Source organism: Paenibacillus sp. LT-B23, assembly GCF_059417685.1.
In genome coordinates this window covers 1-26,172 of record NZ_JBSQBM010000007.1, presented here as the reverse complement: position 1 = coordinate 26,172, position 26,172 = coordinate 1, and the positions used below count along the sequence as shown (strand labels likewise).

Here is a 26,172-nt window from a genome sequence, read left to right as displayed (position 1 = left end):
TATTACCCGCTTGATCTGTTTTTATAACAATTCGAAGCAGTGAAAAAGAAAAAGGAGCCTCTCGGCTCCTTCCCTACCTGCGCGGCAAAGCACCACGCCCCGGCTTGTCTATAGCTACTGCAACATGCTGTAATAACGTGTCACTCTCACGAGTGAGGCTGGTTGCCTCCTGAATACTACCGGGAAAAAGAAGTGCAGCGGTTCGATAACCGTCCACTTTTGGGGTTTGACGCATGGCTTCGTCTCTCCTGTCACCCTTAAGGCTATCCGCCTGGCTAATCACCAGCCGGGATGACATTATCGTCCCCCTGAACGGTCATTTTATGCTACTCAGCTCTACTATGATCGTTCGCTATCCAGAATCAGCGTCACCGGACCCCAGTTGGTCAATGACACATCCATCATGGCCCCGAAAATTCCTGTCTCGACCTCCAAACCCTTCGCACGAAGCTGACTGTTGAAAAAATCGTACAGCTTCTCTGCTTCCTCAGGCTTGGCCGCACCCATGAAGTTGGGTCGTCTGCCCTTACGGCAGTCGCCATACAGCGTAAACTGAGAGACCGACAAAATAGCTCCGCCAACATCCAGCACACTGTCGTTCATTTTGCCTTCAGTATCATCAAATATACGTAATCCCGCTGTTTTGTCCGCCAAATAAACGGCATCGGCCGCCGTATCTCCCTGACCAATACCGACCAGCAGCATTAATCCGGTTCCGATCTTGCCAACCACCTTTTGATTAACCGTTACCTGAGCGTCTTTACAGCGTTGAATAATAATCTTCATCGCCTGTCCGCTGTCTCCTTTATCCTTGCCCTGTAAAAGCCACCTACAGGCTACTCACGTCTCTTTTAGCGACATAACGGGTCTTTATACCCAAGCTTCGTTACAAAGGCTGTAAACCTATTTTCACGTCCACAAGGGTTATTGCATAATCCGGTGAACAGTGTACACATCTTTCACCCGTTTGATCCGCTCTACAACAGAGTGTAAATGATCCGTATTGCGAATGAGTATCGTAATGTGAATCATCGCCATTTTATTTTTGTCTGTACGGCCTGTAACGGCTGAGAAGCTGGTTTTATTTTCGGAAATAGCCTGTAGTACCTCGTTCAACAAGCCGTTACGATCATGACCCGTAATCTCAATATCGACGCTGTAATTTACTTCTGCGGCTTCTTCCCACTCAACCTCAATCACACGCGCCTGATCTTCGCCCGTACCCGAAGGGATGTTAGGACAGTCCGTGCGGTGAACAGACACGCCGCGTCCACGTGTTACATAACCGATGATGTCGTCTCCCGGCACGGGATTACAACATCGTGCAAAACGTACGAGCAAATTGTCGACGCCTCTGACGCTGACACCATTGGTCGGTGTTTTTTTCCGTTCGCCCTGCGGTTTATATTCCTTGACCTCAGACGTCAACTCAATCAGTCGTGCCTCTTCTTGCTCCCGGCGCAGCTTTTCTGTTAGACGTGTGCAGACCTGCGCTGCTGTAATCCCACCAAAACCGATCGCAGACAACATATCCTCGATATCGTTAAAAGAAAACTTCTGCGCAACTTCCTGAAGCTTGTCGTCGCTCATCCACACCGAAGGCTCTATATCGCGTTTTCTCAGCTCGCGTTCCAGATTCTCACGGCCTTTTTCGACATTTTCCTCACGCTTTTCCTTCTTAAACCATTGCTTGATTTTACTGCGCGCGTGAGAGGACTGAGCAATTTTGAGCCAGTCCTGACTAGGTCCATAAGAATGCTTGGACGTCATAATTTCGACGATATCGCCAGTTTTAAGCCGATAATCCAGCGGCACAATTCTTCCGTTGACCTTGGAGCCAATTGTGCGGTTCCCGACTTCAGTATGGATGCGGAAAGCAAAATCCAGTGGAACCGATCCGGCTGGCAGCTCAATAACCTCACCTTTTGGCGTAAATACAAAAACAAGGTCAGAGAAAAAGTCCATTTTGAGCGATTCCACAAATTCTGACGCGTCCTTCGCCTCATTTTGCAGCTCCAGAATTTCGCGAAAAAAGGTGATTTTATCTTCAAAATTGATATTATTCGATCCGTTGCCTTCTTTGTACGCCCAGTGGGCCGCGATCCCGAATTCAGCAGTTCGATGCATATCGACCGTGCGAATCTGTACCTCGGTTGGTTCGCCGTTCGGACCGACTACTGTCGTATGAAGGGACTGATACATGTTGGCCTTAGGCATGGCGATGTAGTCTTTAAACCGCCCTGGCATCGGTTTCCACAATGTATGGATAATGCCTAGTGTGGCATAGCAGTCTTTAATGTTATCCACAATAATCCGAATCGCCAGCAAATCATATATTTCATTGAATTGCTTGTTCTTCGTGGTCATTTTTTTAAACACACTGTAAATATGCTTCGGACGCCCGGATAGATCAGCCTGAATGCCCATCTCTTCGAGCTTCTCAGCGATGCGTTCTATGACATTATCAATAAACTGCTCCCGCTCTGCCCGCTTCTTGTGCATCAAATTGGCGATGCGATAGTATTGCTGGGGATTCAGATAGCGCAGAGCAATATCTTCCATTTCCCATTTAATTGCGGAAATACCTAGTCGATTTGCAATCGGACAGAAAATTTCCAGCGTTTCATAAGCAATCCGGCGCTGGCTTTCCTCGGACTGGTATTTCAAGGTGCGCATGTTATGCAGACGATCCGCCAACTTGATGACAATAACACGAATGTCCTGTGCCATGGCGATAAACATTTTTCGATAATTTTCGTTCTGCTGTTCTTCCTTGGAACGGAACTGGATACGCTCCAGCTTCGTCAGACCATCGACAAGCATCGCACATGTATCGCCAAAATGCTCGCGAATCTGCGCCAAAGACACCGTCGTATCCTCCACAACGTCATGTAAAAGAGCGGCGATAATGGAGATGGTATCCATCTGCATATTAACGACGATATCAGCAACCGCAAGCGGATGCAGAATATAAGGTTCACCGGACTTGCGAGTCTGGCCTGAATGGGCCTGCTCGGCAAAATCATAGGCTTCCCTGATGCGGATAAGATCTGCTTCTCTGGTATAGGCCCCGGCCTTTTTAAGTAATTGCTCTATCCCCATTCTGCTCTATTCCGTGTCCTTTCTATGCAAAATGGAACCCGCCGATCAATGTCGCGCAAAGGTTCCCTTTTAAAAGTGATTTCCTATAATTATGACGGTTAGCACGTCACACGTCAACTGTTACAGGTTTGGCATTGTCGTGTCATTCCGACACACTCGGTTCAATGAAATCAGGATTATTGGCGAAATGAAACGAATTATATTGAAAAAAATACGAAAAGTAATTAATGTATATAAGAATAATTGAAAGAACTAAGGAGTGAACTGCGTTGCAACGCGAAATTCAAGTTAATGAAAAGCTTCCGGCAGGACCCGGGTTCCTGCTCAGCGTACAGCATTTGTTTGCCATGTTTGGCAGTACCGTGCTGGTACCGAATATCTTCGGTGTCGATCCCGGCATGATTTTGCTTATGAACGGAATTGGCACATTGCTGTACATCTGGATCTGCCGTGGCAAGATTCCTGCCTATCTCGGCTCCAGCTTCGCTTTTATCGCTCCAGTTAGTCTCGTGCTTAAAAATAACCCCGGTGGCAATGGTTATGCCATGGCTCTCGGCGCTTTCATTGTTACAGGTATTATTTTCTGTCTCGTTGCGCTTGTCATTAAATATGCCGGAACCCGTTGGCTGGACGTAGTATTTCCACCGGCTGTTATGGGCTCCATCGTGGCGCTGATTGGTCTGGAGCTGGTTCCGGTTGCAGCAGGCATGGCGGGCATTATCAATGCCGATCCCACCAAAGCCTGGACCCCTGATCCCAAAACCATTATCCTTTCCCTTGTTACACTCGGGGTCACTGTTCTGGGAGCCGTACTGTTTCGCGGTTTTGCCAAAATCATTCATATTCTGATCGGTATCGTGGTGGGTTATGTGCTCGCTTACTTTATGGGCATGGTAAATACGCAAGCAATTGCGGACGCTCCTTTTTTCGGACACCCTGCAATTACTACTCCAGTATTTAATACCTCGGCTATGCTGACAATTCTTCCAGTCGCTCTGGTGGTTATCGTGGAGCATATCGGGCATTTGCTTGTGACCAGCAACATTGTCGGACGCGAGCTGTCCAAAGATCCCGGACTGCATCGTTCGCTGCTGGGTAACGGTATCTCTACTATCTTTTCCGGCTTTGTCGGCTCGACGCCCAATACAACCTATGGTGAAAATATCGGGGTCATGGCTTTAACGAAAGTGTACTCTGTATGGGTGATTGGCGGAGCGGCTGTCATTGCCATCCTGCTGTCCTTCTCAGGCACCTTCTCGGCGATTGTTTCCAATATCCCGGCTCCGGTCATGGGTGGAGTATCCTTGCTGCTGTTCGGTGTCATTGCGGCCTCCGGTCTGAGAATCTTTGTGGAGCAAAAAGTTGATTTCGCCAAGCCGACTAACATGCTGCTTGCTACGGTCGTACTTGTTGTTGGAATCAGCGGTGCTACACTCACTTGGGGCGCTGTTACCCTGAAAGGTATGGCACTGGCTACGATTATTGGCATTATCCTTAGCCTGTTCTTCAAGCTGATTGAAGTTCTTGGTTGGTCCAATGATAAAACTCAAGAACCCTTGTCAGAAAAAACACCGGATTGATGCCTGTCTCATCATATTAAAAATCGCCGACTCCATGTGCTGAGAATGAACACAACCTGCCAAACGGCAAAACGTGTTGACCACAGCATATGGAGAGCGGCGATTTTTTTATCATACTGCTGTTTTTTCAAACAACATCACACACGAAAACGGGATACCACCTGATTGAGCGTATCAGAAACCCCTGTAAGCGACTTGGCCGAGCTATCCAGACCTTCCAACGCTTTCAGTTGCCGTTCGGACCGTTCCGAGGCTTGCCCAGCACGTTCAGCAGAAGCTTTCGCAATATCGGCAAGGTAACTAATAGATGCTGCAACCTCCTCTGAGCCTGCTGACATTTGCTCCGAGGCCGATGAGACCTCCTGCACTTCAATCGCAACCTGCTGGATATCTTGATTCATTGCAGCAAAGCGCTCCTCGACCTCCTGCAAAATTGCCACTCCTTCATCCATCTCCAGAGTGCCCTGTTCCATTCCTTCCATTGCTAATTTCGTTTCTTCCTGCATGGACCGGATTCGGCTTGTAATTTGCTCCGCAGACTGGCTGACATTTACGGCAAGCTTGCCGATCTCTGAAGCCACAACGGCGAATCCACGTCCATGTTCACCCGCACGTGCGGCCTCAATGGAAGCATTCAGCGACAGCAACTTGGTCTGCCCGCTAATTTCCTGAATGATCCCGATAATGCTGCCAATCTGAGCCGACCGTTCATTCAACGAACCTACTACCTTGCCTGCTTCATCCATAGATACCTTCGCTTTGCGCATTCCTCGGGTGACCTCGGTCAAACGTTCATTTCCTTGATGTGCCTTATGTTCAATGCCTGTGGTGGCTTCAGATACCTGCTGTATGGATTCGGCAATACGTTGAACGCCAACAGCCATTTCCTCCATCGCAGTCGCACTCTCTGCCGCAGCAGCCAATTGTAGTTCTGCGCCTTCTTTTACCTGAGCCAGTTCCTCAGCATTGTGCTTCGCATCCTCAGCCGCGCCAGAAATATCCCGGGAAATAGTTGAGGATACCGTCGTAATCACGCCGGATTCTTCGCTCAAGCGACTTGCCATCCCCCTTGTAGCAGTAATCACCTCATTGATTCCATCTGCCATTTGACCAAACTCATCCTTACGATTATGAGATACTTCAACTGTATAATCTCCCACGGCCATACGATTCGTCATCTGCATTATTTTTTTAATTTCTTTGATCATTCCCGAATTGCTAACCAGCAAAGCCCCCATGATCAATAGAATTCCGATCGCACTAACGATAAGGAGCAGCTTAAGCATTTCGTTCGCAGGACGATTCAACTCCGAATCCGGCAGCAGCACCCCAATTTTCCAACCGGTTTGCGGTATTGTATCATATAGTATCCGGTATCGCTCATTCCCGATGGACACGGATATCTGACCGGAAGCTCCGTTTTGAATAGCTTGTGCCGCCTCCGCAGTCAACACCTTTGTTAACGGCTCACCTGCTTTTATGGATTGTAGCCCCGATGACAGGATCACTCCATTCCTGTCCATCAAAACCGCTCTTCCATGAGCACCGAATTTCATCCGTTCGATATAGGCTTGAATACTCGCCATACTTAAGTCACCCGTAATAACACCCTTCAGCTTACCTGTTCGGTCGTAAAATGCTTTTCCGGCAGTAATCATATTTACTTTCAGCTTGGAATCGTAAAAAGGCTCCGTAAAGTTTATATCTTTACCACGCTCAACAGCCCCTGTATACCACAACTGTGTTAAATAGTTATATTGCGGGTCATCATATTCAGTCGTTTGCTTTATCTGTTCACCATCTCTATGCACATAATTGGATCGATATGTCGTATCTGGCTCATACGCGTCCTTGGCGAAAAAAACACCCAAACCATAGGTCATATCATTCAATGCCAACTCTTGTTCATACAAATGACCATAATCTTTAATTTTCGTTCCTGTCCCCAACTGCTCTGCACTCTTGCCCAGCACGGAGACCAGTAAAGCATGCCGATCCACATTAGCTGTAATATCCGCTTTAACTCCCGACAGAGAGTGGGTAGCATTCTGACTAATTTCCGCATCCAGCTTTTGCTTGGCAAAAAAGTAAGATAATAAACTGATTAAAATCAAAGTCAGAAGTACAAGAGGAACCAAGGTAGAGAATGTTCGTGCCTGTAAGCTTTTAAATTGAATCGTACGCAATATAACCACCCCTGCCCCTTTTTAACTGTTTATCGACATTTTGTTCAAATTATTTATAACGATTTCCGTAAATGAATTGAAAGTTTATGTAAATTACATTTCCAACCAAAAACACACCTAAAAAAAATAACCCGATGGAGCAACTCTTTAAGAAAAGAGAAGTTCCATCGAGCTATTTAGGTTATTCATGCTCAAATATTTCCCGGGAAAACCCCGGCTTTAGACGCTTAGTACGTAATCAGCGTAAACACATCTACGTCAGGCAATTTCGCCCGTCCATTCAGATCAGACAGCTCTATAAGAAAAGCAGTCCCTACCACATTTCCACCAAGCTGACGTACCAAATTCACTGATGTAGCAATGGTTCCACCTGTAGCAAGCAGATCATCCGCAATCAAAACATTTTGTCCCGACTCAATTGCATCCTTATGCATAGCCAGCATGTCCTTGCCGTATTCCAAACCGTATGCTTCCTCGATAGTCTCACCAGGCAGCTTGCCACTTTTACGGATGGGAATAAAACCAACACCAAGTGCATATGCCAGAGGCGCACCTACAACGAATCCACGTGCTTCGGGACCTGCAATCAGATCAATTTTCAAATCCGATACCAATTCCTTCATATCATTGATTGCCTTGCGGTACAGTTCTCCATTTTTCATCAGGGTCGTAATGTCCTTAAAACTAATCCCTGGTTGTGGAAAATTGGGAATCACCCGAATATATTCTTTGTAGTCCAACTTAGTTCCTCCTACTGTAAACTTCTAATTAGTATATCGATCCTGTTTCATCAGCTTTGAGGCTATGCCTCAAGACGCACCCTTCATAAGCGACTTAATCCAGCTTGTCATCTGGGTTGTATCCGCATCCAGCAAATAACGCTCCATTTCAGCCATATCATGCAATTCCTGATACCGTGGAGAAGCCGTTAAATCCCGCTTGGGCGGATTGGACACAAAACAGAATCGTCCTTCTGTACGCGTTATAAACTCAAGCTCCTCGAAAATGTCCAGCACTTTAGTTAGCATCCGTACTGAGCAGGAGCATTGGCGGCTAAGAGCGGGCAGCATCGCTTTTTCATCCACAAGCTGCGTCCCCATTCGGGAAAGCACAACGTAAATACGCTTGAAGAGCTCCCTGTCCGGGCTGACGAGCCGACCACCTCGCTCACTGACCGAATGAAGGAGAAACACATTCTCTACATCTTCAAACGTAGACCACAATGCCTGCAACTGCTCCGGTGTATCCGGTGGCTCCAACACGAACAATGACTTTACAGAGTGTTGCACATCCCTTCGGTCATCACCGGGAGTAACGCCGCCCTCCTTATCATATACCCATATGGATCCGGCGTTCACTGGACGAGACGGACGAAGCCTGGACGATGGATGCATCACAACCGCAACGTCATTTCTTCGTTCTTCTATACGAGGATGAAAGATCTTAAGACCCCGCTCCAGCTCGGCAAAAGGGTCTGACACTCCCCGATAATCAAAAATTTGCGCAGCCTGTACACGGATATCCTGCATCATCAGTTGAAGAGAGCGTTTGCCGTTCCATTCATTAACAGACAGTTCGCCCAGCAGATCCAGCTCGGATTGCTGCTGCAAAAAATCAGCCAGATCACCACGCCGGAAGGCAATCGCATCCAGCGATAATCCGTTCTGCTCCAATAGCAACTTCACATGATTCTTCTCACGCCCCATTTTACGAGCCTCACGCAATTGAAGACCCTGTAACACGAAACGTGGAGAAGGGTTCCCCATACCAAAGGGTTGAAGTAACTCCAGTTCTTCAACCACCTGTACAGATACCTCGTCCAGACGACAAACCATATCTGCCTCGGCTACAGGAACGAGATTGTCTGGTGTCAGAATGGAAGCAGCATAGCGATTTAGCCGTTCCTCAAACGCCGCCAGATTGTCGCGAGACAGCGTCATCCCCGCTGCCGAAGGATGACCGCCAAAATGCTCCATCAAGTCATGACTGTCTGTCAGAGCACTGTAAATATCCAGGGCCGGAATAGAACGGGCAGACCCTTTGCACATACCTGTCTCTGCATCTATGCCCAGAATAATGGTTGGGCGATAATAGCGATCCAGCAGCTTGGAGGCCACAATCCCCACGACACCTACATTCCAACCTTCACCAGCCAGTACGATTACAGACGGGAGCGTACCTCCATTCAGCTTGGCTGTCAACTGCTGCTCGGCTTGCTCTACAATACGTTCAACTACTTGCTGACGCTCCCGATTGAGCAGATCCAGCGCATGCGCGAGCTGATCCGCTTCTTCCTCCTGCTCTGTCGTCAAAAGGGAGACCGCCCGTCCTGCATGATCCAGGCGTCCGCTAGCATTAATCCGGGGAGCCAGAGCAAATGCGATGTTGACTGAAGTCACTGTAGACATATCCACGCCCGCTACACTGAGCAACGCCCGGATACCTGGAAACGCAGAGCTTCTCATAGACTGAATCCCTCTACGTACCATCGTCCGGTTCTCACCATGTAACGGCATCAGATCAGCTACCGTACCGATAGCAGCAATTTCAAACCATTCCTCAGGCACTTCACCCAGCAGTGCCTGTGCCAGCTTTAGTGCCACGCCTACACCAGCAAGGCCCTTGAATGGATACGGACAGCCAGGTAGCTTCGGATTGATCAGAGCATACGCTTCAGGAAGCACAGCAGGAGGCTCATGATGGTCAGTTACAATAACATCAATGCCCAGGGTTGCCGCATAAGCTATTTGCTCTACTGCACTAATTCCCGTATCCACCGTAATAACCAGCGTAACCCCTTGCTGATTAGCCCAATCAAGGGCATGATTGTGCAGTCCATATCCCTCATTGGAGCGGTGTGGAATGTAAATATCATACGAAGATTTCAGGAAGCGCATAAGCTGAATCATCAATGACGTACTGGATACCCCGTCCGCATCATAATCACCATAAATTAATATGTGTTCGCCACGCTCCAGCGCCTGACGGATTCTCGGCACTGCCTCTTTCATGCCCAGGAGCAGAAGAGGGTCGTGTATGTCATCTGCACTTCCGTACAAAAAGCGGTTTGCTTCCCCGGCCGTAGTGACACCCCGATTCACTAAAAGCCGGGACAACAATGGTGAAATCCCCAGCTCTTCCGTCAACGGCTGAGCCGCCTCCAGGTTAACCTCTGGGGTCTTCCAACGGTACTGCGAATGAAGCAATCCTATTCACCTTTCTTTCATAGTCGTCCTGCCATTATTGCAGCAGGGACGACACATCATTATCCGGTAGTTCATGATTAGACTTGTAAGGATACCCGGCTTGATAAGAAACAAACTGCATCTGTACATAGGTCACCTGCGGAAACCGCGCCAGTAGCAGATTTTTTGCCCGATCAGCAATTTCCTGCGCTTCTTGCACCGTAATCCGGGGATTCACACTAATGGTTACATTCACAGTTATAAAATGACCTGCTTCCTGCGCATGCAGATGCTCAACTGTTACGATACCATGCACCCGCTGAATCGTCTCCATAAAGCGTTGTGAGTCTTCCTCACGCAGAGGTTGTGCAGGAGCCGGATAAGCAGTATTCAGTACCATCAGATATCCTTTACGCAACACCAGACAGGCTACCAGCAGCGCAGCAGTTGGGTCAAGGTATAATAATGCAGGCCAATCCATCGCTTCGCCTGTCATTGCCCCAATCATACCGATCAGTGCAATCAGCGACGCATAAAGCGAGTACCGTTCATGATTAGCGTACAAATCTGCTTCGGTCTTATGTCCGTGTTTAATGGAGTAGCGGTATTGAAACTGAAACAGCACCTCTCTCAGTACCAGAGCAACAAAAGCGGTAATGAGCGCATACAGACCTGGAGCCTGTGGCTCTGGGCTGCTTAAAGAGCGAACAGCCAATATGCCCAACTGAAGGCCACTCATCAGTACCAATATAGCCAGTACCACCGATATAACAGTCCGGACTTTTTCACCGTTCCGCAACCGTGCCAGTATACCATGCTCTGCTGCACCTTTGGAGAACAAAAGCTCCTGCAAACGAGAAGCACTATCCGCAGCCGTGTGCAGCGCATCCCCCATCAACGCCTTGCTGTTTGCCGCATAACCGACGGTTCCCTTTAGAACAGCCAGTGCAAGATTACCTATAATCCCGCTCCACGCCGCAGTTTCCAATGATCGGCTGCGTTCGCTATTCACAACGTATCCCCCTCAATCCTGAACTGACAATTCCCCGGTAATGCTCCATTTCAAATTCTCCAAACCTTAGAAAACCGCGCCCATACAGACGCGGCTTTCTCTTTAATTCATACTGCTGATGTCAAGCGTAATTTTAAGACTTTGCAATCTTGGCCGCGCCGCCGCCAGCTGACGGAGACTTTTGTTTTCCTTTCAAGGCCACCCACAGCGGGCTGGCAATGAAAATAGAAGAATAAGCACCAAACAGCAAACCGATAACCATCGCAAGCGAGAACATCCGAATCGACTCGCCACCAAAAATGAACAAGCACAAGGAGGCAACAAACACAGTAAACACCGTTGCAAGGGAACGAGTCATCGTCTGTGCAATACTGTGATCGACCACCTGCTCCAAGTCGTCCCTGGACTTCTTCTTCGCAAATCGTAAATTTTCCCGAATGCGGTCAAAAATAACGACGGTGTCATTGATGGAGAAACCGACAATCGTCAGAATTGCTGTAATAAAGGTCAAATCCACCTCAAGTCGGAAGATCGAGAAAATACTGATAACGAGAAAGGCATCATGCAACAGCGAAACAATGGCTGCGATGGCAAACCGCCATTCAAACCGGATCGAGATATAAGCAGCAATGGCTACACAGGCTAACAAAATCGCCCATATTGCATTTCGCTCCAGCTCTTGCGCCATTTCCGTATCTACCGTATTAACCTCAAAGGAAGCCTTCGGATCAAGCTCTTTATTAAAAGATGTTTTAAAATCATTCACTTGCTGATCCGTCAATACCTGCGAAAAGCGAATACCAAAGCGCTCTTTACCCGGCGTATAATCCACCTCTTTGCCGATACCCTTCTTGTCCAGCAAAGTTTGAATCTGTTCCTGTGTAACTGCTTTGGTCAAATTGACATCCACATTGGAACCGGAACGGAAATCAACACCGTAATTCAAACCGAAAATCGACAAGCTCAAAATACCAAGCAGCGTGATAATAATCGAGAACGTGTAAAACCACTTGCTCATCTTGATATATTTAAAGTCCCAATTAAAGCGCACTGATATCACTCTCCTTCACACCAAAATACTTGGGCTTCTTCACAGCATCCGCTTTAACCAGCAGATTGAGCAAGAAACGGGAGAAGAAGATATTCGTCAAAATACTGGTGACAATATCAACGATGAGCACCAGAGCGAAACCTCTAACCGAGCCTGTTCCCAGACCGAACATAACAGCAGCCGCTATAATTGTCGTAATATTGGCATCCATTACGGTACGGAACGAGGCCTTACTACCTGCGATAACAGAAGAACGAATCGTTTTCCCTGTCTTGATTTCTTCTTTAATCCGCTCATACGTAATGATATTGGCATCAACCGCCATCCCGATCCCCAGCACGAACGCTGCGATACCCGGAAGCGTGAGTACAAACCCGCCTAAGTAGAAGATGGCAAGCACCAGCCAGGTATGAACGATGAGACAGAAGCTGGCAACCAGTCCCGGTACACGGAACATAAAAATCATAAATATCAGAATAATGATCGAACCGATCAAACCGGCATGGATCGTTTGATTGAGTGACAATTGACCCAGTGTAGCTCCTACACTCTGGGAATATTTTTCCGTCAGTTTGAGCGGAAGTGCCCCCAGGTTAATCGTATCGGCCAGCTTGTTCGCTTCATCACGAGTATAGCTACCTGTGATCGACGCACTGCCATCCGTCAGTTCTCCACGTACCGTAGGTGCAGAAAGTAATTCCTGATCCAGGAAAATAGCCAATTCTTTGTTCAGAAGTCGCTTTGTGATCTCTGCAAACTTGGCTTTGTCTTTCACTTTGATACTAATTTCAGGTTGATTCAGCTGGTCGAAGCCGACAACAGCTCCATTCTCCACAAAATCGTTACCGCGAAGCTCAATTTTGCTGTATTGACCCGGCTTTTTGGCATCTGCCGCCGTTGCACTGCGGAACGTCAGCTCGGCAGGCTTTTTCAGCATGGAGCGAACTTCTGCTTCATTGGAGACACCCGCAAGCCGCACACGAATACGGTTGTTACCCTCCGTTGTTACTTCCGGCTCAGTCGTACCGAGCGCATTAATCCGTCTCTCCAGACTTTGAGCTGTTTGTATGAGAGACTGTTTGGTTACACTCTGCCCGGCTTCCAAAGGCTGGGCTTCATATAAGATTTCAAAGCCTCCCTTTAAATCGAGGCCTAGTTTTAAACTGTTCAGCAGGCCCGGGCTTGTCCCGACCATAACACCAGTGGTTATGAGCACGACCACGATGAAACTTAGAATTCTCTTCATTCCGTCCCATGTTCCCCTTTCATTCTCAATATTCCTATTATAGCTACCCCTCAAAAAGCAGTCAATTTGAACGCAAAAAAAGACCCCCTTCTATTCGAAAGTGGAGCCCCGTAATGCGGACATTGTCAAATAGTTCATAAAGCTCGTCGCTTTAAGGGAAAGTATATCGTTAACGAGCTTGTGCAGCGGAGGAATACCCTCCTTTTCATATTTATGGCTGACGCAATTCCACACGTCCTTGCTTGTGACATGCTCATAGCCTACGAGAATCAACTCGTCCGCCTTGCTTTGACACAGCATCTCAATTGCGTCATCCCAATCCTGCTCATCCAGCTCTTCCATACCCACGATGGCCGTTCCTCCTCCCAGCGACTCCGGTTCCGCAGATCAGCAATTAGCGGGGTTATTGACTGCTTTATAGAACATTTCTGCCCTGATCCTGGAAAACCCTTCTTTTTCGTCGAAAATAGCCGTAAACCAACAATATATGCATTCATTTCGATCGTCAATAGCAGAATTCACCACTCCCCCTCTTGTTGTCCTGATCCATCTGCTTTCAGTCGGAAAAGCTTGTCATGAACATGGACAGGTCCGGCATATCTTTTACAGTAACACATAGACGCGGAATTCATTTTTGGGGAAGAGGGAGTTGCGATTGAAAAAGCAGACATTCATCCATGGAGCAATTATTTTATTAGCAGCTGGAATTATCAATCGGCTGCTGGGTTTTATTCCGCGAATCGCGCTCCCGCGTATTATCGGTCCCGAAGGAGTCGGCTTGTACCAACAGGGGTATCCCTTTTTTATCGTGTTGGTAACCCTTATTACCGGGGGCATACCGCTTGCCGTAGCCAAGCTAGTAGCCGAGTCTGAAACTGCGGGTCAACCCGAAATGTCACGGCGTATTTTGCACACCAGCCTGCGCTTCACTGTTACACTCAGCCTGCTTGCTATGGTGCTCTGTCTTCTCTTTGCCCCCTGGATTACAAGCCACCTGCTGACAGACAGCCGTGTATATTATACATTTGTCAGCATGAGTCCAATGATTGTCATTGTTGCTGTTTCCTCTGCTTACAGAGGCTATTTTCAGGGGAAACAAAATATGATTCCGTCCGCAAGCTCCTCCATTGCCGAGACTGTCATGCGCATTTTTTGCGTCATCTGGTTTGCTTTCCTGCTCCTTCCGCATGGCGTGGCCTACGCTGCTGCAGGGGCGATGCTCGGTGCACTGGCGGGTGAACTCATCGGCATGATTGTGCTTCTATGGCAATACAAATGGAACCAGCGAAAAGATCATGTCCCCCTACAACCGGAGGTATCTTCACCTTCAGCAGCTCATTCCGAACAACCGTCTGTGTTGTCCCGACTTCTGTCTATATCGGTTCCCGTAACAGCCGGAAGACTTGTGGGGTCGTTGTCCTATTTGCTTGAATCCATTCTATGTATGCGCAGCCTGGCCGTAGCAGGTATTGCCACCGGAGTGGCAACCGCCCAATACGGGGCCATGCAGGGTATGGTCATTCCAGTGTTATTACTGCCCGGTGTTCTCACCAGTTCACTGGCTGTTTCCCTCGTTCCTTCCTTATCCGAAGCTGCTGCCAAGGGACAAATCACAGCGATTCATAAGCGATTGCATCAATCACTTCGGCTTGCTTTGGTTGCAGGAGCCCCGTTTGCTGTCATTATGTACGTATTGGCAGAGCCTCTGTGCCTGCTACTCTACAATAATGGCGACATTGCGGGCATGCTTAAGCTCATGGCTCCCTTTGCTCTTTTTATGTACATTCAGGCCCCGCTTCAGGCAGCACTTCAGGCTCTGGATCGTCCCGGAAGTGCCTTATTCAATACCTTTGTCGGAGCCGTTATCAAAATCGCGCTTATTGTCTGGCTTGCTTCCCAGCCCCAATACGGTATCTATGGAGCAGTCATTGCCATTTGTATCAACAGCGCCATAGTCACCCTTCTGCATGGCTTCAGTGTAAGCAGACTGCTTCGGTTTCGTGTGCGATTGCTTGATTTCTGGAAAACCGGTGTGGGCATGATCATCATGGCAGCTGCAGTCTTATATGCTTACAGACATCTAACGGTTTTCGATCAAATGTGGCTGCAATTTCTTTTTGCTGCAGGTTTGGGCATTATACTGTACCTTTTTTTGATGACTCTGACCAAAATGATCGTCTGGGACAATCTTACCCGCATCCCTATTCTGAGAAGATGGTTTAAAGCTTAACAGTTTTAATCCGACGATTCACCGAAGGCTGGTGGCGTAATATATACATCGCCTTTATGGTTAACCGAGCACAAGAAAACATCCTTAAAATCTTTATGCCCTTGAGCTTGGATCTGATTTTTAAGCCAAAAACGATTCATATCCATACGCTCCAAATTTCGATCCAGCACCTTGCCATCCATAATCAGCGGAATAGGAAGACCCTCATATCTAAACTTCCCGCCGATTTTAGGCGAAGGATGGACTTTATTTTCCTGTTGATCGCTGTTTGCCAAATTCGTTTGGTTTACATTCGATTTTTGCTTTTCAGATTCAGTATCTCCAACGTTATCATCTTTACGTATGACCGTAAGCTTACCTGTTGTTTCCAAAATAACATATTCTACATTGTCCAAGCCTTCGATATTTTGTTCCCGAAGTTGTAACAGCAGATCATCTAAATTGTAGCGTTGCTTCAGCATTTCTTCCTTGTTTATTTGTCCATTGGAGAATAATACACTGGGCTTACCATCGAACAACAGCCGCAGGCGACGACTTTTAAGACTGAAATACGAAATACCGATCTGCAAAATCAGCAGTACGCCCAAAGGAATCAACCCTTCATACAACGGTCGTTTTATATCTTCCAAACTGAATACAGCGATTTCCGCAATCATAATGGATATCACGAGGTCAAAAACAGACAATTTTCCGATCTCCCGTTTACCCATTAAGCGCATCACCAGAAAAACAATAAAATACATGAGCAACGTTCGAAATATATGAGCAAAAATTTCGTGACCCAACATGTCCGCCTCCTCTCCTGCACTTGCGACAAGACATTCGCCGTTCATTGTACACGTATTCTGACCGTTCCTCATATCAACCATACAAAAAACAAAAGGTTAAATTATTGAAATAAAGACAAAGACTGCTTACGACTTGGTACTAAGCCGGGAGGCTTGGCCATAGAATGATAATAGTTCAAACCTTGGTACAGGAGGAATTATCAATGGAGCTCATTCGCCGCTGGTGTTCGTTTCGTCTGGCCCATCCCATTTTATCCGGCTTGTTTTATGCTTTTGCATGGATGTTGCTTGGCGCATTTATCCTTTCGCTACTCTTGTGGCTGACACAGATGCAGGAACAGGATTTATCGTTGTATACGTACATCGTTCATGCATTTGCCATGGTATCCGGCGGCTTCGTCGCCGGTAAAAGATCCACGAACAAAGGCTGGTATCAAGGCGGTATTACAGGCATCCTGTATGGGCTAATCGTGCTACTGGTCGGTTTTCTGGCGCTGGATGCAGGCATGAACGCCAAAGATCTTTTGCATCTGGGAATTGCCTTTATCATTGGAGCAGGGGGCGGGATGTTTGGAATTAACCTGAGCAAATAATCAAAATGTATGTGGCGAAACAACACAAAAAACCGAGCCTTTGAAAAGGCTCGGTTTTTTGCATGGTTACTGCTAATATTCTATGACTTGGAAACAACTTCCTCGGAAGCTGTATCTTTTGCAATCGCATTGCTGATCGCGCTGCGATCAAAGGTCAGCTTTGTAACATCATTCACACGTAAAACGACCACATCGTCCGTAATCTCCACAATTGTACCATGAAGACCTCCGATCGTAATCACTTTATCACCTTTTTTCAAGGCTTGAAGCATCGTTTGACGCTGCTTCTGTTTTTTCTGATTCGGACGAATCAGCAAGAAATAGAAGATTACAAACATCAGCGCCAGTGGCCAGATCATTTGAAAAAGTCCTCCAGTTCCACCGGGTGCAGCAGCAGCTGTAGCAAAATGAAACATGTTAAATCCCCCTTTCGTATACTCTCCCCAAAAACTTAAAAGCCTTTATCATTATCATGAAGACCGTACTGCTCAAAAAATTCATCGCGGAAATCAAGCAGCCTGTCATCCATAATCGCTTGTCTGACATTGCGCATCAATTGAATTAAGAAATGCAAATTATGATACGTTGTCAGTCGGAGCCCGAAGGTTTCATCCGCTTTAATCAAGTGTCGTAAGTAAGCACGTGAATAATTACGACAGGTATAGCAATCACAAGCCGGATCAAGCGGGCCAAAATCTCTTGCATATTTGGCGTTGCGAACGACAAGACGACCTTGGCTGGTCATCGTTGTCCCATTGCGAGCAATTCGTGTTGGAAGTACGCAATCAAACATATCCACACCACGGATAGCGCCTTCAATCAAGGCATCCGGTGAACCTACGCCCATCAAATAGCGTGGCTTGTTAGTAGGAAGCAGAGGAAGCGTATAATCCAGCACTTCATACATCAAATGCTTCGGTTCACCTACGCTCAGTCCACCAATAGCATACCCCGGGAAATCCATGGAAGTCAAATCCGCCGCGCTCTGCTTACGCAGATCTTCATGCATGCCCCCTTGAACAATGGCAAACAACCCTTGATCATGAGGGCGCACGTGCGCCTCCAGACAACGCTCAGCCCAACGGCTGGTACGTTCCAACGACTTTTTCACATACTCATATTCAGCAGGAAAAGGAGGGCATTCATCGAAGGCCATCATAATATCCGAGCCGAGCGAGTTTTGAATTTCCATGGCCACTTCCGGCGAAAGAAACAACTTATCTCCATTCAAATGAGAGCGGAAATGAACGCCCTCCTCCGTAATTTTACGCATTTCACTCAATGAAAACACTTGAAATCCGCCGCTGTCCGTTAAAATAGGACGATCCCAGTTCATAAACTTGTGCAGCCCACCCGCTTCACGAATAATATCGTGACCAGGACGAAGAAATAGATGGTACGTATTACTCAAAATAATTTGAGCATCCATTTCCTTCAGTTCCTCAGGGCTCATCGTTTTAACTGTAGCTTGTGTCCCTACAGGCATAAAGGTTGGTGTCTCAATAACCCCGTGAGGTGTATGCACACGCCCAAGACGGGCTCCCGACTGCTTGCAGGTTTTAATATGTTCGTATCTTATTGCTGGTGCCATATTTTCTCTACCATCCTTAATTAATAAATGAACATTGCGTCCCCAAAGCTGAAAAACCGATATTCCCGGTCAATCGCCTCCTGGTAAGCATGCATAATATTCTCCCTGCCCGCCAGTGCACTGACCAACATAACCAATGTGGATTTAGGCAAATGAAAATTCGTAATCATCGCATCCACCACACGGAATTCATAACCTGGATAAATAAAAATCTGCGTCCAGCCACTGCTGGCCTGTAATAATCCGTCACCGAATGTATTGCCCACCGTCTCCAGCGTCCGGCAACTGGTTGTCCCCACCGCCACGACTCTCCCACCGCGCGTTTTGGTTTCGTTCAGCACATCTGCCGTTTCCTGTGACAATGAGTAATATTCTTCATGCATCACATGCTCTTCAATCGTATCCACAGACATGGGCCTGAACGTTCCTAAACCGACATGAAGTGTGACAAAGGCAATGGAAACACCCTTTTCTCTAATTTGATCTAGCAATTCCTCTGTAAAATGCAACCCTGCGGTTGGAGCTGCGGCTGAGCCTTCATGCCGGGCATAAACCGTCTGATAACGCTCACGGTCATCCAGTTGCTCCTTGATATACGGTGGAAGCGGCATTTGTCCAAGACGATCCAATATCTCCTGAAAAATACCTTCATATGAGAATGAGAGCACTCTTCCGCCCATATCTCCTTCTTCCTCAATGACCGCCTTCAGCTCATCACCAAAAACGATAACCGCGCCCTTTTTCAGCTTCTTGCCGGGTTTTACCAATGCTTCCCATCGGTCACCCTCCAGTTGCTTGAGCAGTAACACCTCGGCCTTAGCTCCCGTGTCTTCCTTGATACCGAACAAACGTGCAGGAATCACTCGCGTATCATTTAGCACCAGCGTATCGCCGGGTTGAAGATACTGCACAATATCTGAAAATGTATGATGACCCACTTCACCGCTATCCTTGCTCAGTGTTAGTAATCTGGAAGCACTTCGATCAAGCAAAGGTGTCTGTGCAATTAATGTTTCAGGTAATTCAAAATCGTAGTCGTTTACGTTCATATATTGGTCAGTCCTTAACTATATCCACATTTTTGTAATAGTGTTGCAAAATTTTCTTGTAATCATACCCCTGATCAGCCAAACCGTTGGCTCCCCATTGTGACAAGCCCAAACCGTGACCATTCCCTTTGCCTGTAAAAATAAAGCTTTGCGTTTTATCGATGACTCGCGCATGACGATCTTCATTCATGACGATCACCCCGTTACCACTGGAAGTGCTGCTCCCTGATGCCGACAGGATTGTAGTTCCCTGTGCACCATTTACATGTGTAGTAGCCCCATCAGCGCCTAATACAGTATAACTGCCAGTACTCGCAATATCAAACAGCGTGCTCGGCAATCCGCCCATTGCTGAACGATACATATCAGGATATTTCACCTTTAAAGGCGACCCGTTCGCTTCAACCTCCAGCACACGCCCGGACGGACCACGCTTGGTGACATCGAGATGGTCAATAGAGGACGGTACTGTGCCTGTCACTTTCCCTTGCAAGGATTTTACAAGCTGAGCAGCTGTAAAGGGTCCCCGCACCCATGCGTAGTCTCCGGATTGAGGTACCTTTTCCAATACAATGATTTCTTCACCCGGTTGTGCCTTGGCTACTGCTGTCACGTTTGATTGAATTTGAGGAATGGGACGCACATTGGTATTTTCAGCTGTCACGGTGACCTTGTCTAGCCCCGCCTCTGTGACTCCCTCCAGCTCCTTAACGTTATCTTCTCGGATATAGCCTGTCTTTCCGCTGGAGAGAAGCACGTGATACCACTCCTGTGCTCCTTTTTGCGCCGAAATATCCCCTGAGCTATCTACACTGGCAAACGCTTCGCCGCCACTGTTCCACACCTCGGAAGCATCCGCTGTAACGCCGCCCGCATTGGACGAAAATACAGCTTCGACCACCTTGCCACCACTTTTAATCACTTCGCCAGCGGTTGCATCTACAGCCTCGCTAACATTCGCATGCTCCGAGCCTTTGCCGTTATAAGCCTGGCTTAACGTTCCATCCACCACGTTCCCGATCTGAAAACGATTGCCTTGGGCAAGCGCATAGCTGCGAGCCGCCACCGCTTGAGCCTTGAGTGCTTCATCCGGCCATGAGGAATAGACTTCAGCTCCTACCACGGAATACAAATACTGCTCCAACGGCACTTCGTTTACAAGCGCCAGCTGTCCTGACGTCATACCGATCTCCATGTCGCCACGGTATGTACGCTGTGATCTCTCGACCACTTGAATTCCATCGTTGCCTCCGTTGACAATTACCTTGCTATTATCAGAACCATTCAGCACGTAATGAGTCATCACCTGGGAGCCTGTCGTTACTCCTGCTTCCTGTCTCACAATCAGTCTGGTTTGAGCAGCGTCGACTTTAGAGAGCGTAAGTCGCGGTTGCTTGCTTTCCAGTTCTGTTTTCAAAGCGGACAACTTGCTGTCATTACTCTCTTCACCAACCCACACAGCATATTGACCTCTCGATTGAATTACGGTAAAAGCATCAAAACCTGCGGCAGCAATCGTCGTTCGAACGAGATTAGCCTCTTGTTCGCTTCCGTAGTTTCCCGTAGACCAATGCTTATTCCCGGTAACTTCGGCCTGTGCTCCCGTTGCAGTAGAAATACGCTGTACAGCAGCTTGCGCCGCTTGTTCACTCGCATATATTCCTGCATACACCTGATAGACAGAGCTGCCGTTTTTCGAGCCAATAAAAACCGTCGGTTTATCATTGGTCTTCTGCAATGCTTGAGCTGCTTTTATCGCAGCCGCTTCATTTCCTTCAAGTACCTTCACCCGATAGCTGTCTACGCTAAAACGGGCCGTACTGTCTGGAAGCCCTGTCCAAGACTGAAAGCTACCCCCAATGTTTTGTCCGACACTCAGGCCCCCTGATGATTTCAAGGCTACAGCGGGTACAGTCGCTTTATATTTGCTGCCCAGATCCGCAAAGATCACTACACGAATATCCTCTTGGGCGGCAGCGGCATGAACAGTTATAGACCAAGGCAAGCAAACTACAGCTAATACCATAGCCACCGCTGCCCGTTTGGCCCGACCCGCCCATACGCCGAAAATTGTGTTTCGATTCAACGCTTTTTCACTCATTTCTGGCTCCCCCATTTCTGGATGTCATAGCACGCATACTGCATGATTTGGCGGGAACTTGACTCATACCTGTCCCTTTTAATACATCGGCGAAATACGCCTAAACTTGAACCCGCTCAAATCTTAATTCACGCACTCTTTTTCCATACCATTCGTCTAGCAATATCATACGAGTACATAGCCGTGTAACCACGTCAAGAACTAATTTCAGCTACATTTTTCTGTGTATGAGGCGATACTGCCTGTTCTCATGTGATAAAAGTACACACTCCCTGCTCACCGTGAATCCGTTGGCATGGGAATTCCGAGATGAGCATAGGCCGCCGGAGTCACCATCCGACCCCGCGGCGTTCTTTGCAGAAGGCCGATTTGCAACAAATATGGCTCATACACGTCCTCGATCGTCTGACTTTCTTCACCAATGGTCGCTGCAATTGTATCCAATCCCACAGGTCCGCCACGGAATGAATGAATCATCGCCTTAAGCATTTTATGATCAATTTCATCCAGTCCGCGCGGATCAATTTGCAGTCTCTTTAACGCCTCTGCGGCCAGCTCCGAATGAATAATACCGTCTCCTGCAACTTGGGCAAAATCACGTACCCTTTTTAACAGCCGATTCGCAATCCGCGGTGTCCCCCGTGAACGCAATGCAATTTCCTCGGCCGCATCCCCGACAATCTCAATCTCCATAATATCTGCGTTCCTTGATACGATGTAGGCCAGCTCGTCTGTCGTATAGAACTCCAACCGACTAATGACACCAAATCGGTCACGCAACGGCGCAGAAAGCAGCCCAGCGCGCGTAGTAGCCCCGATAAGCGTAAAGGGCGGCAAATCCAGACGGACTGAACGTGCACTTGGGCCTTTACCAATCATAATGTCCAGCGCAAAATCCTCCATTGCCGGATACATGACTTCTTCCACCGTACGGTGCAGGCGATGTATCTCGTCAATGAACAAAACATCGCCCTCTTGAAGATTGGTCAGCAACGCTGCCAAATCTCCGGGTCTTTCAATTGCTGGGCCTGAGGTCGTGCGTAAATTAACACCCAGCTCGTTGGCGATAATATTGGCGAGCGTCGTTTTGCCCAATCCAGGCGGACCGTACAGCAGCACATGATCCAGCGCCTCTTTACGCATCTTGGCCGCTTCAATATATATTTTCAAATTTTCTTTCACCTGATTTTGCCCGATATATTCGTTCAGATAACGGGGGCGAAGGCTTAGCTCCGCCGTCTGGTCTTCCATCATCAAATTGGCGGAAATAATCCGGTCATCCATATTCCATCGCTCCTCTTTTCACCAGACTTCTTTTAATGGACATCATCGCCCTATCCGGCAAACAACAGTTGCAAAGCCCGTTTCATCAAAATATCGGCAGATTCATCAGGTTTCGCGTCTTTCTTCATTCTGCTCCATACCTTATCCAGCTCCACATCTGTGTAGCCCAGCGCCTTAAGTGCTTCTCGTGCCTCGCTCCAATAGGAACCCTCGCCTTCCTCCACGACAGGCTCCGCAAACAATCCGGTCGCGATCCCGACTGAGCCGATGCCGTCCAGCTTGTCCTTCAAATCCAGAATCATGCGTTGCGCCGTCTTTTTACCGATGCCCGGCAGCTTGGTGAGAAACGCGATGTTCTCTTGATAGATTGCCGTTACCACATGAGTGGGCGTACCGCCTCCCAAAATACCAAGCGCCACACGCGGCCCAATTCCGGATACATCAATCAGCTTACGGAACAACTGCTGTTCCTCACGAGTCGCAAACCCGAACAGTAAAGTAGCATCGTCCCTTACATGATGATGAATATAGATGACAATCGGCCCTTCTGTTTTAGCAAAGGCATACGGGTTCGGACAAAATACCCGGTACCCGACCCCTTGTACATCCAATACGACATATTCATTTTCCAAGTGAGCCACAGAACCACGCAAGAAATCTATCATTTTCGCAATACCTCATTTAATTTTGAATTTAGTCCATATGAATGCGCATGGCAAATAGCCACTGCCAAAGCATCCGCCACATCATCCGGTTTGGGCACGACTTGAAGCTTCAGAAACATTCTTACCATTTCCTGTACTTGCTTCTTCTCAGCCTTTCCATACCCTACAATGGCCTGCTTCACCTGCATAGGTGTATATTCCCCTATAGGCAAACCACGTTGCTTCGCAGCCAGTACCAGCACGCCGCGTGCCTGACTTACAGACATCGCAGTAGTTACGTTACGATTAAAAAAAAGCTTCTCCAGTGCTACCGCATCAGGCTTATATTTATCAATCAATTGCAGCATGCCTTCATATACATGAAGCAATCGCTCTTCTTCCGGTGTATGGGCCTCCGTCTGGATACAGCCATATTGAACAGGAACCACCTTACTGCCGATCTTGTCCACAAATCCAAAGCCCACAATTGCAATACCCGGATCAATTCCTAGAAAACGCAAAAAAATCTCTCCCCTATCGCCAAAATACGGCGTTAACTAGCCATCAACGATTTAATATCAAAACCATAATCATTGCCAAATGCTAAACAAAGCGAACATATGTGTCGTTCATTTCATTATAACAAAACTTTGCATCTAATAGAGTAAAAAGTTTAATCCTAAGTTCAACACAAAAAAGAGACGTTATACGCCTCACCCCCCCGGGCAAAGCCTACACGCCTCTTTCTTGCATATAATCAATATTGCTGCTTCAATACCCGCTGTGTTCGCTCCACTGCAAAATCACTAAAAGTAGAGATCACACTGTTGTATTCGTTCATATCCTGCACACGGATTCCCTGCTGGAGCTGCTCATACACTCCCTCGGGCAGAGCCGTCTCCATTGATCCCACATCCAGCTGAAAGAAAGTCCGAATTACTTTTTCTTTTTTAGGCGGCCCTTCAAACAAAGTAAGTTGTCCATCCATACTCATCCCCATGTAGGCGTGCTGTTTGCATAACTCCGACAAATCCTCCACCTTACGCTCCAGCCACACCTCGCCTCTGGTATTTAACCGTCCCTTCCAATCGGGATGCTGCTTCAGCAAGCTCTCTAACTGCTGCGAACTTAACATTCCCAAGGAAAGCGTCTCTGTGCCACACACATAGGTGGTTAACAAATGAGCCTTCCTACTGATGCCCGAAGCACGGATACTTTGCAATAACTGCACCTGCGAGGAATGCACTTCGGCCGGACTCGTGTGTGAAGGCTCCTCCGAATCAACGTCCGCCATAACGGTAGTAGCGAGGGGCTGTGACAGCATAGTTTGCATATGACGTGAAAACAGAATACCGAAACCTGCCAGCAAACAAGCCGATCCAAAAATAGTACAGGCCCACACCGTTCTTCTCCACTGCTTCCAGCGTCGTTTAATTTGTTTTTTCCAGCTTAATCGCTTCACAGTAATCCCTTCCGTCCCACTTTTTGTGTTAGTGTGGCCTGACGATTACTGATTTATACAAAAAAAGACAACAAATACAACAAAAAAGCCGCTTCTTCAAGCGACTTTCCTTTTGAATCGGGATGACACGATTTGAACATGCGACCCCCTGGTCCCAAACCAGGTGCTCTACCAAGCTGAGCTACATCCCGAAATACATGCCGGTGAGAGGACTCGAACCTCCACGGTTTCCCTCACGATTTTGAGTCGCGCGCGTCTGCCAATTCCGCCACACCGGCTTATGAAGTTAAATGGCGCGCCCTGAGAGATTCGAACTCCCGGCCTTTTGATTCGTAGTCAAACGCTCTATCCAGCTGAGCTAAGGGCGCAAATATGGAGCGGACGACGGGAATCGAACCCGCGACCCTCGCCTTGGCAAGGCGATGCTCTACCGCTGAGCCACGTCCGCAATACAATGATATCCATGACATATGAGTTCATGAATGGTGAGCCATGAAGGACTCGAACCTTCGACACCCTGATTAAAAGTCAGGTGCTCTACCAACTGAGCTAATGGCTCCCAACAGGGTAGTATAACTTTGTAAAAATGGCGGAACTGACGGGATTCGAACCCGCGATCTCCTGCGTGACAGGCAGGCATGTTAGGCCTCTACACCACAGTTCCATAACAATGTTCCATTAAGAAAATTAATTGGTTGCGGGGGCAGGATTTGAACCTGCGACCTTCGGGTTATGAGCCCGACGAGCTACCGAACTGCTCCACCCCGCGATAATATTAGGGAATACTATATAAGAAATAAATGGTGGAGGCTGAGGGGCTCGAACCCCCGACCCTCTGCTTGTAAGGCAGATGCTCTCCCAGCTGAGCTAAGCCTCCATATTATGACCCGTAGGGGAATCGAACCCCTGTTACCTCCGTGAAAGGGAGGTGTCTTAACCGCTTGACCAACGGGCCTTACAATAAATAATATCTGGCGGAGAGAGAGGGATTCGAACCCTCGAGACGCTTTTGGCGCCTACACGATTTCCAATCGTGCTCCTTCGGCCAGCTCGGACACCTCTCCATAT

General features: G+C 47.8%; 22 protein-coding genes and 10 tRNA genes. 3 read left to right on the top strand and 29 right to left on the bottom strand.

Annotated features, from left to right (window positions below):
• Positions 1–73 precede the first annotated feature (73 nt).
• The 3 genes from ACWXW9_RS10665 to ACWXW9_RS10655 all read right to left on the bottom strand — a co-directional run bounded on the left by ACWXW9_RS10665 (position 74) and on the right by ACWXW9_RS10655 (position 3,102).
• Positions 74–298, bottom strand: a complete 225-nt coding sequence (locus ACWXW9_RS10665) for a hypothetical protein (RefSeq protein WP_134913063.1) — start codon at positions 296–298, stop codon at positions 74–76.
• Positions 299–339: 41 nt separating this feature from the next.
• The gene (gene dtd, locus ACWXW9_RS10660; protein ID WP_494929373.1) at positions 340–786 is read right to left on the bottom strand and encodes a D-aminoacyl-tRNA deacylase; all 447 of its coding nucleotides are present in this window, start codon (positions 784–786) and stop codon (positions 340–342) included.
• Between the two features lie 138 nt (positions 787–924).
• Positions 925–3,102, bottom strand: a complete 2,178-nt coding sequence (locus ACWXW9_RS10655; RefSeq protein ID WP_494929372.1) for a RelA/SpoT family protein — start codon at positions 3,100–3,102, stop codon at positions 925–927.
• A 269-nt stretch (positions 3,103–3,371) separates the two neighbouring features.
• On the opposite strand from ACWXW9_RS10655, the gene uraA reads away from it, so the two are divergent.
• Positions 3,372–4,682 (top strand): uracil permease, encoded by a 1,311-nt coding sequence (gene uraA, locus ACWXW9_RS10650; protein WP_494929371.1) that lies wholly within the window; start codon positions 3,372–3,374, stop codon positions 4,680–4,682.
• Positions 4,683–4,819: 137 nt separating this feature from the next.
• Here uraA and ACWXW9_RS10645 read toward each other — a convergent pair whose 3' ends face one another.
• The 7 genes from ACWXW9_RS10645 to ACWXW9_RS10615 form a co-directional block, all read right to left on the bottom strand.
• The gene (locus ACWXW9_RS10645; RefSeq protein WP_494929370.1) at positions 4,820–6,877 is read right to left on the bottom strand and encodes a methyl-accepting chemotaxis protein; all 2,058 of its coding nucleotides are present in this window, start codon (positions 6,875–6,877) and stop codon (positions 4,820–4,822) included.
• 218 nt (positions 6,878–7,095) lie between these two features.
• Complete coding sequence (locus ACWXW9_RS10640) at positions 7,096–7,608, bottom strand: adenine phosphoribosyltransferase (protein WP_494929369.1); 513 nt, start codon at positions 7,606–7,608, stop codon at positions 7,096–7,098.
• Between the two features lie 69 nt (positions 7,609–7,677).
• Complete coding sequence (gene recJ, locus ACWXW9_RS10635) at positions 7,678–10,074, bottom strand: single-stranded-DNA-specific exonuclease RecJ (RefSeq protein ID WP_494929368.1); 2,397 nt, start codon at positions 10,072–10,074, stop codon at positions 7,678–7,680.
• A gap of 34 nt (positions 10,075–10,108) precedes the next feature.
• Positions 10,109–11,065: a cation diffusion facilitator family transporter gene (locus ACWXW9_RS10630; RefSeq protein ID WP_494929367.1), complete on the bottom strand. Its 957-nt coding sequence runs from the start codon at positions 11,063–11,065 to the stop codon at positions 10,109–10,111.
• A gap of 133 nt (positions 11,066–11,198) precedes the next feature.
• The gene (gene secF, locus ACWXW9_RS10625) at positions 11,199–12,116 is read right to left on the bottom strand and encodes a protein translocase subunit SecF (protein ID WP_431087318.1); all 918 of its coding nucleotides are present in this window, start codon (positions 12,114–12,116) and stop codon (positions 11,199–11,201) included.
• Entirely contained in the window at positions 12,106–13,362 is a 1,257-nt protein-coding gene (secD, locus tag ACWXW9_RS10620) for a protein translocase subunit SecD (protein ID WP_494929366.1), read from the bottom strand. The genes secF and secD overlap by 11 nt, the downstream gene beginning before the upstream one ends.
• A 90-nt stretch (positions 13,363–13,452) precedes the next feature.
• Positions 13,453–13,710, bottom strand: coding sequence for a post-transcriptional regulator (locus ACWXW9_RS10615; protein ID WP_013311570.1), 258 nt, complete (start codon positions 13,708–13,710; stop codon positions 13,453–13,455).
• 307 nt (positions 13,711–14,017) lie between these two features.
• Here ACWXW9_RS10615 and spoVB point away from each other — a divergent pair, with 307 nt between their 5' ends.
• The gene (gene spoVB, locus ACWXW9_RS10610) at positions 14,018–15,592 is read left to right on the top strand and encodes a stage V sporulation protein B (protein ID WP_494929365.1); all 1,575 of its coding nucleotides are present in this window, start codon (positions 14,018–14,020) and stop codon (positions 15,590–15,592) included.
• Positions 15,593–15,597: 5 nt separating this feature from the next.
• Here spoVB and ACWXW9_RS10605 read toward each other — a convergent pair whose 3' ends face one another.
• Complete coding sequence (locus ACWXW9_RS10605) at positions 15,598–16,377, bottom strand: YetF domain-containing protein (RefSeq protein ID WP_494929486.1); 780 nt, start codon at positions 16,375–16,377, stop codon at positions 15,598–15,600.
• Positions 16,378–16,583: 206 nt separating this feature from the next.
• Here ACWXW9_RS10605 and ACWXW9_RS10600 point away from each other — a divergent pair, with 206 nt between their 5' ends.
• Positions 16,584–16,973 carry a TIGR04086 family membrane protein gene (locus ACWXW9_RS10600; RefSeq protein WP_025681897.1) on the top strand — a complete coding sequence of 130 codons (390 nt, stop codon included), beginning with the start codon at positions 16,584–16,586 and terminating at the stop codon, positions 16,971–16,973.
• Between the two features lie 80 nt (positions 16,974–17,053).
• On the opposite strand, the gene yajC is transcribed toward ACWXW9_RS10600, so the two are convergent.
• From yajC to ACWXW9_RS10510, 18 genes are all read right to left on the bottom strand, one after another.
• On the bottom strand, positions 17,054–17,389 hold the full coding sequence (gene yajC, locus ACWXW9_RS10595) for a preprotein translocase subunit YajC (RefSeq protein WP_013311574.1): 336 nt from the start codon (positions 17,387–17,389) through the stop codon (positions 17,054–17,056).
• A gap of 35 nt (positions 17,390–17,424) precedes the next feature.
• Positions 17,425–18,564 carry a tRNA guanosine(34) transglycosylase Tgt gene (gene tgt / locus ACWXW9_RS10590; protein ID WP_494929364.1) on the bottom strand — a complete coding sequence of 380 codons (1,140 nt, stop codon included), beginning with the start codon at positions 18,562–18,564 and terminating at the stop codon, positions 17,425–17,427.
• Positions 18,565–18,584: 20 nt separating this feature from the next.
• Entirely contained in the window at positions 18,585–19,613 is a 1,029-nt protein-coding gene (gene queA / locus ACWXW9_RS10585; RefSeq protein ID WP_494929363.1) for a tRNA preQ1(34) S-adenosylmethionine ribosyltransferase-isomerase QueA, read from the bottom strand.
• A 7-nt stretch (positions 19,614–19,620) separates the two neighbouring features.
• Positions 19,621–21,714, bottom strand: a complete 2,094-nt coding sequence (locus ACWXW9_RS10580) for a SpoIID/LytB domain-containing protein (RefSeq protein ID WP_494929362.1) — start codon at positions 21,712–21,714, stop codon at positions 19,621–19,623.
• Positions 21,715–21,990: 276 nt separating this feature from the next.
• On the bottom strand, positions 21,991–22,998 hold the full coding sequence (ruvB, locus tag ACWXW9_RS10575; protein ID WP_025681892.1) for a Holliday junction branch migration DNA helicase RuvB: 1,008 nt from the start codon (positions 22,996–22,998) through the stop codon (positions 21,991–21,993).
• A 50-nt stretch (positions 22,999–23,048) separates the two neighbouring features.
• Positions 23,049–23,663, bottom strand: a complete 615-nt coding sequence (gene ruvA / locus ACWXW9_RS10570) for a Holliday junction branch migration protein RuvA (protein WP_494929361.1) — start codon at positions 23,661–23,663, stop codon at positions 23,049–23,051.
• Positions 23,660–24,163, bottom strand: a complete 504-nt coding sequence (gene ruvC / locus ACWXW9_RS10565; protein WP_014282985.1) for a crossover junction endodeoxyribonuclease RuvC — start codon at positions 24,161–24,163, stop codon at positions 23,660–23,662. Before ruvC ends, ruvA begins: the two co-directional genes overlap by 4 nt.
• Before the next feature lie 236 nt (positions 24,164–24,399).
• Positions 24,400–25,104: a BofC C-terminal domain-containing protein gene (locus tag ACWXW9_RS10560; protein ID WP_494929360.1), complete on the bottom strand. Its 705-nt coding sequence runs from the start codon at positions 25,102–25,104 to the stop codon at positions 24,400–24,402.
• A gap of 117 nt (positions 25,105–25,221) precedes the next feature.
• A tRNA-Pro gene (locus ACWXW9_RS10555) sits at positions 25,222–25,295 on the bottom strand.
• A 7-nt stretch (positions 25,296–25,302) separates the two neighbouring features.
• Positions 25,303–25,382, bottom strand: a tRNA-Leu gene (locus ACWXW9_RS10550).
• A 13-nt stretch (positions 25,383–25,395) separates the two neighbouring features.
• Positions 25,396–25,472: transfer RNA gene (locus ACWXW9_RS10545), tRNA-Arg, on the bottom strand.
• A gap of 5 nt (positions 25,473–25,477) precedes the next feature.
• Positions 25,478–25,552, bottom strand: a tRNA-Gly gene (locus ACWXW9_RS10540).
• 35 nt (positions 25,553–25,587) lie between these two features.
• A tRNA-Lys gene (locus tag ACWXW9_RS10535) sits at positions 25,588–25,663 on the bottom strand.
• Positions 25,664–25,691: 28 nt separating this feature from the next.
• Positions 25,692–25,768: transfer RNA gene (locus ACWXW9_RS10530), tRNA-Asp, on the bottom strand.
• 28 nt (positions 25,769–25,796) lie between these two features.
• Positions 25,797–25,873 (bottom strand) — tRNA-Met (locus ACWXW9_RS10525).
• A 32-nt stretch (positions 25,874–25,905) separates the two neighbouring features.
• Positions 25,906–25,981: transfer RNA gene (locus ACWXW9_RS10520), tRNA-Val, on the bottom strand.
• Positions 25,982–25,987: 6 nt separating this feature from the next.
• Positions 25,988–26,059: transfer RNA gene (locus ACWXW9_RS10515), tRNA-Glu, on the bottom strand.
• A 17-nt stretch (positions 26,060–26,076) separates the two neighbouring features.
• Positions 26,077–26,168, bottom strand: a tRNA-Ser gene (locus tag ACWXW9_RS10510).
• Positions 26,169–26,172: the final 4 nt, after the last annotated feature.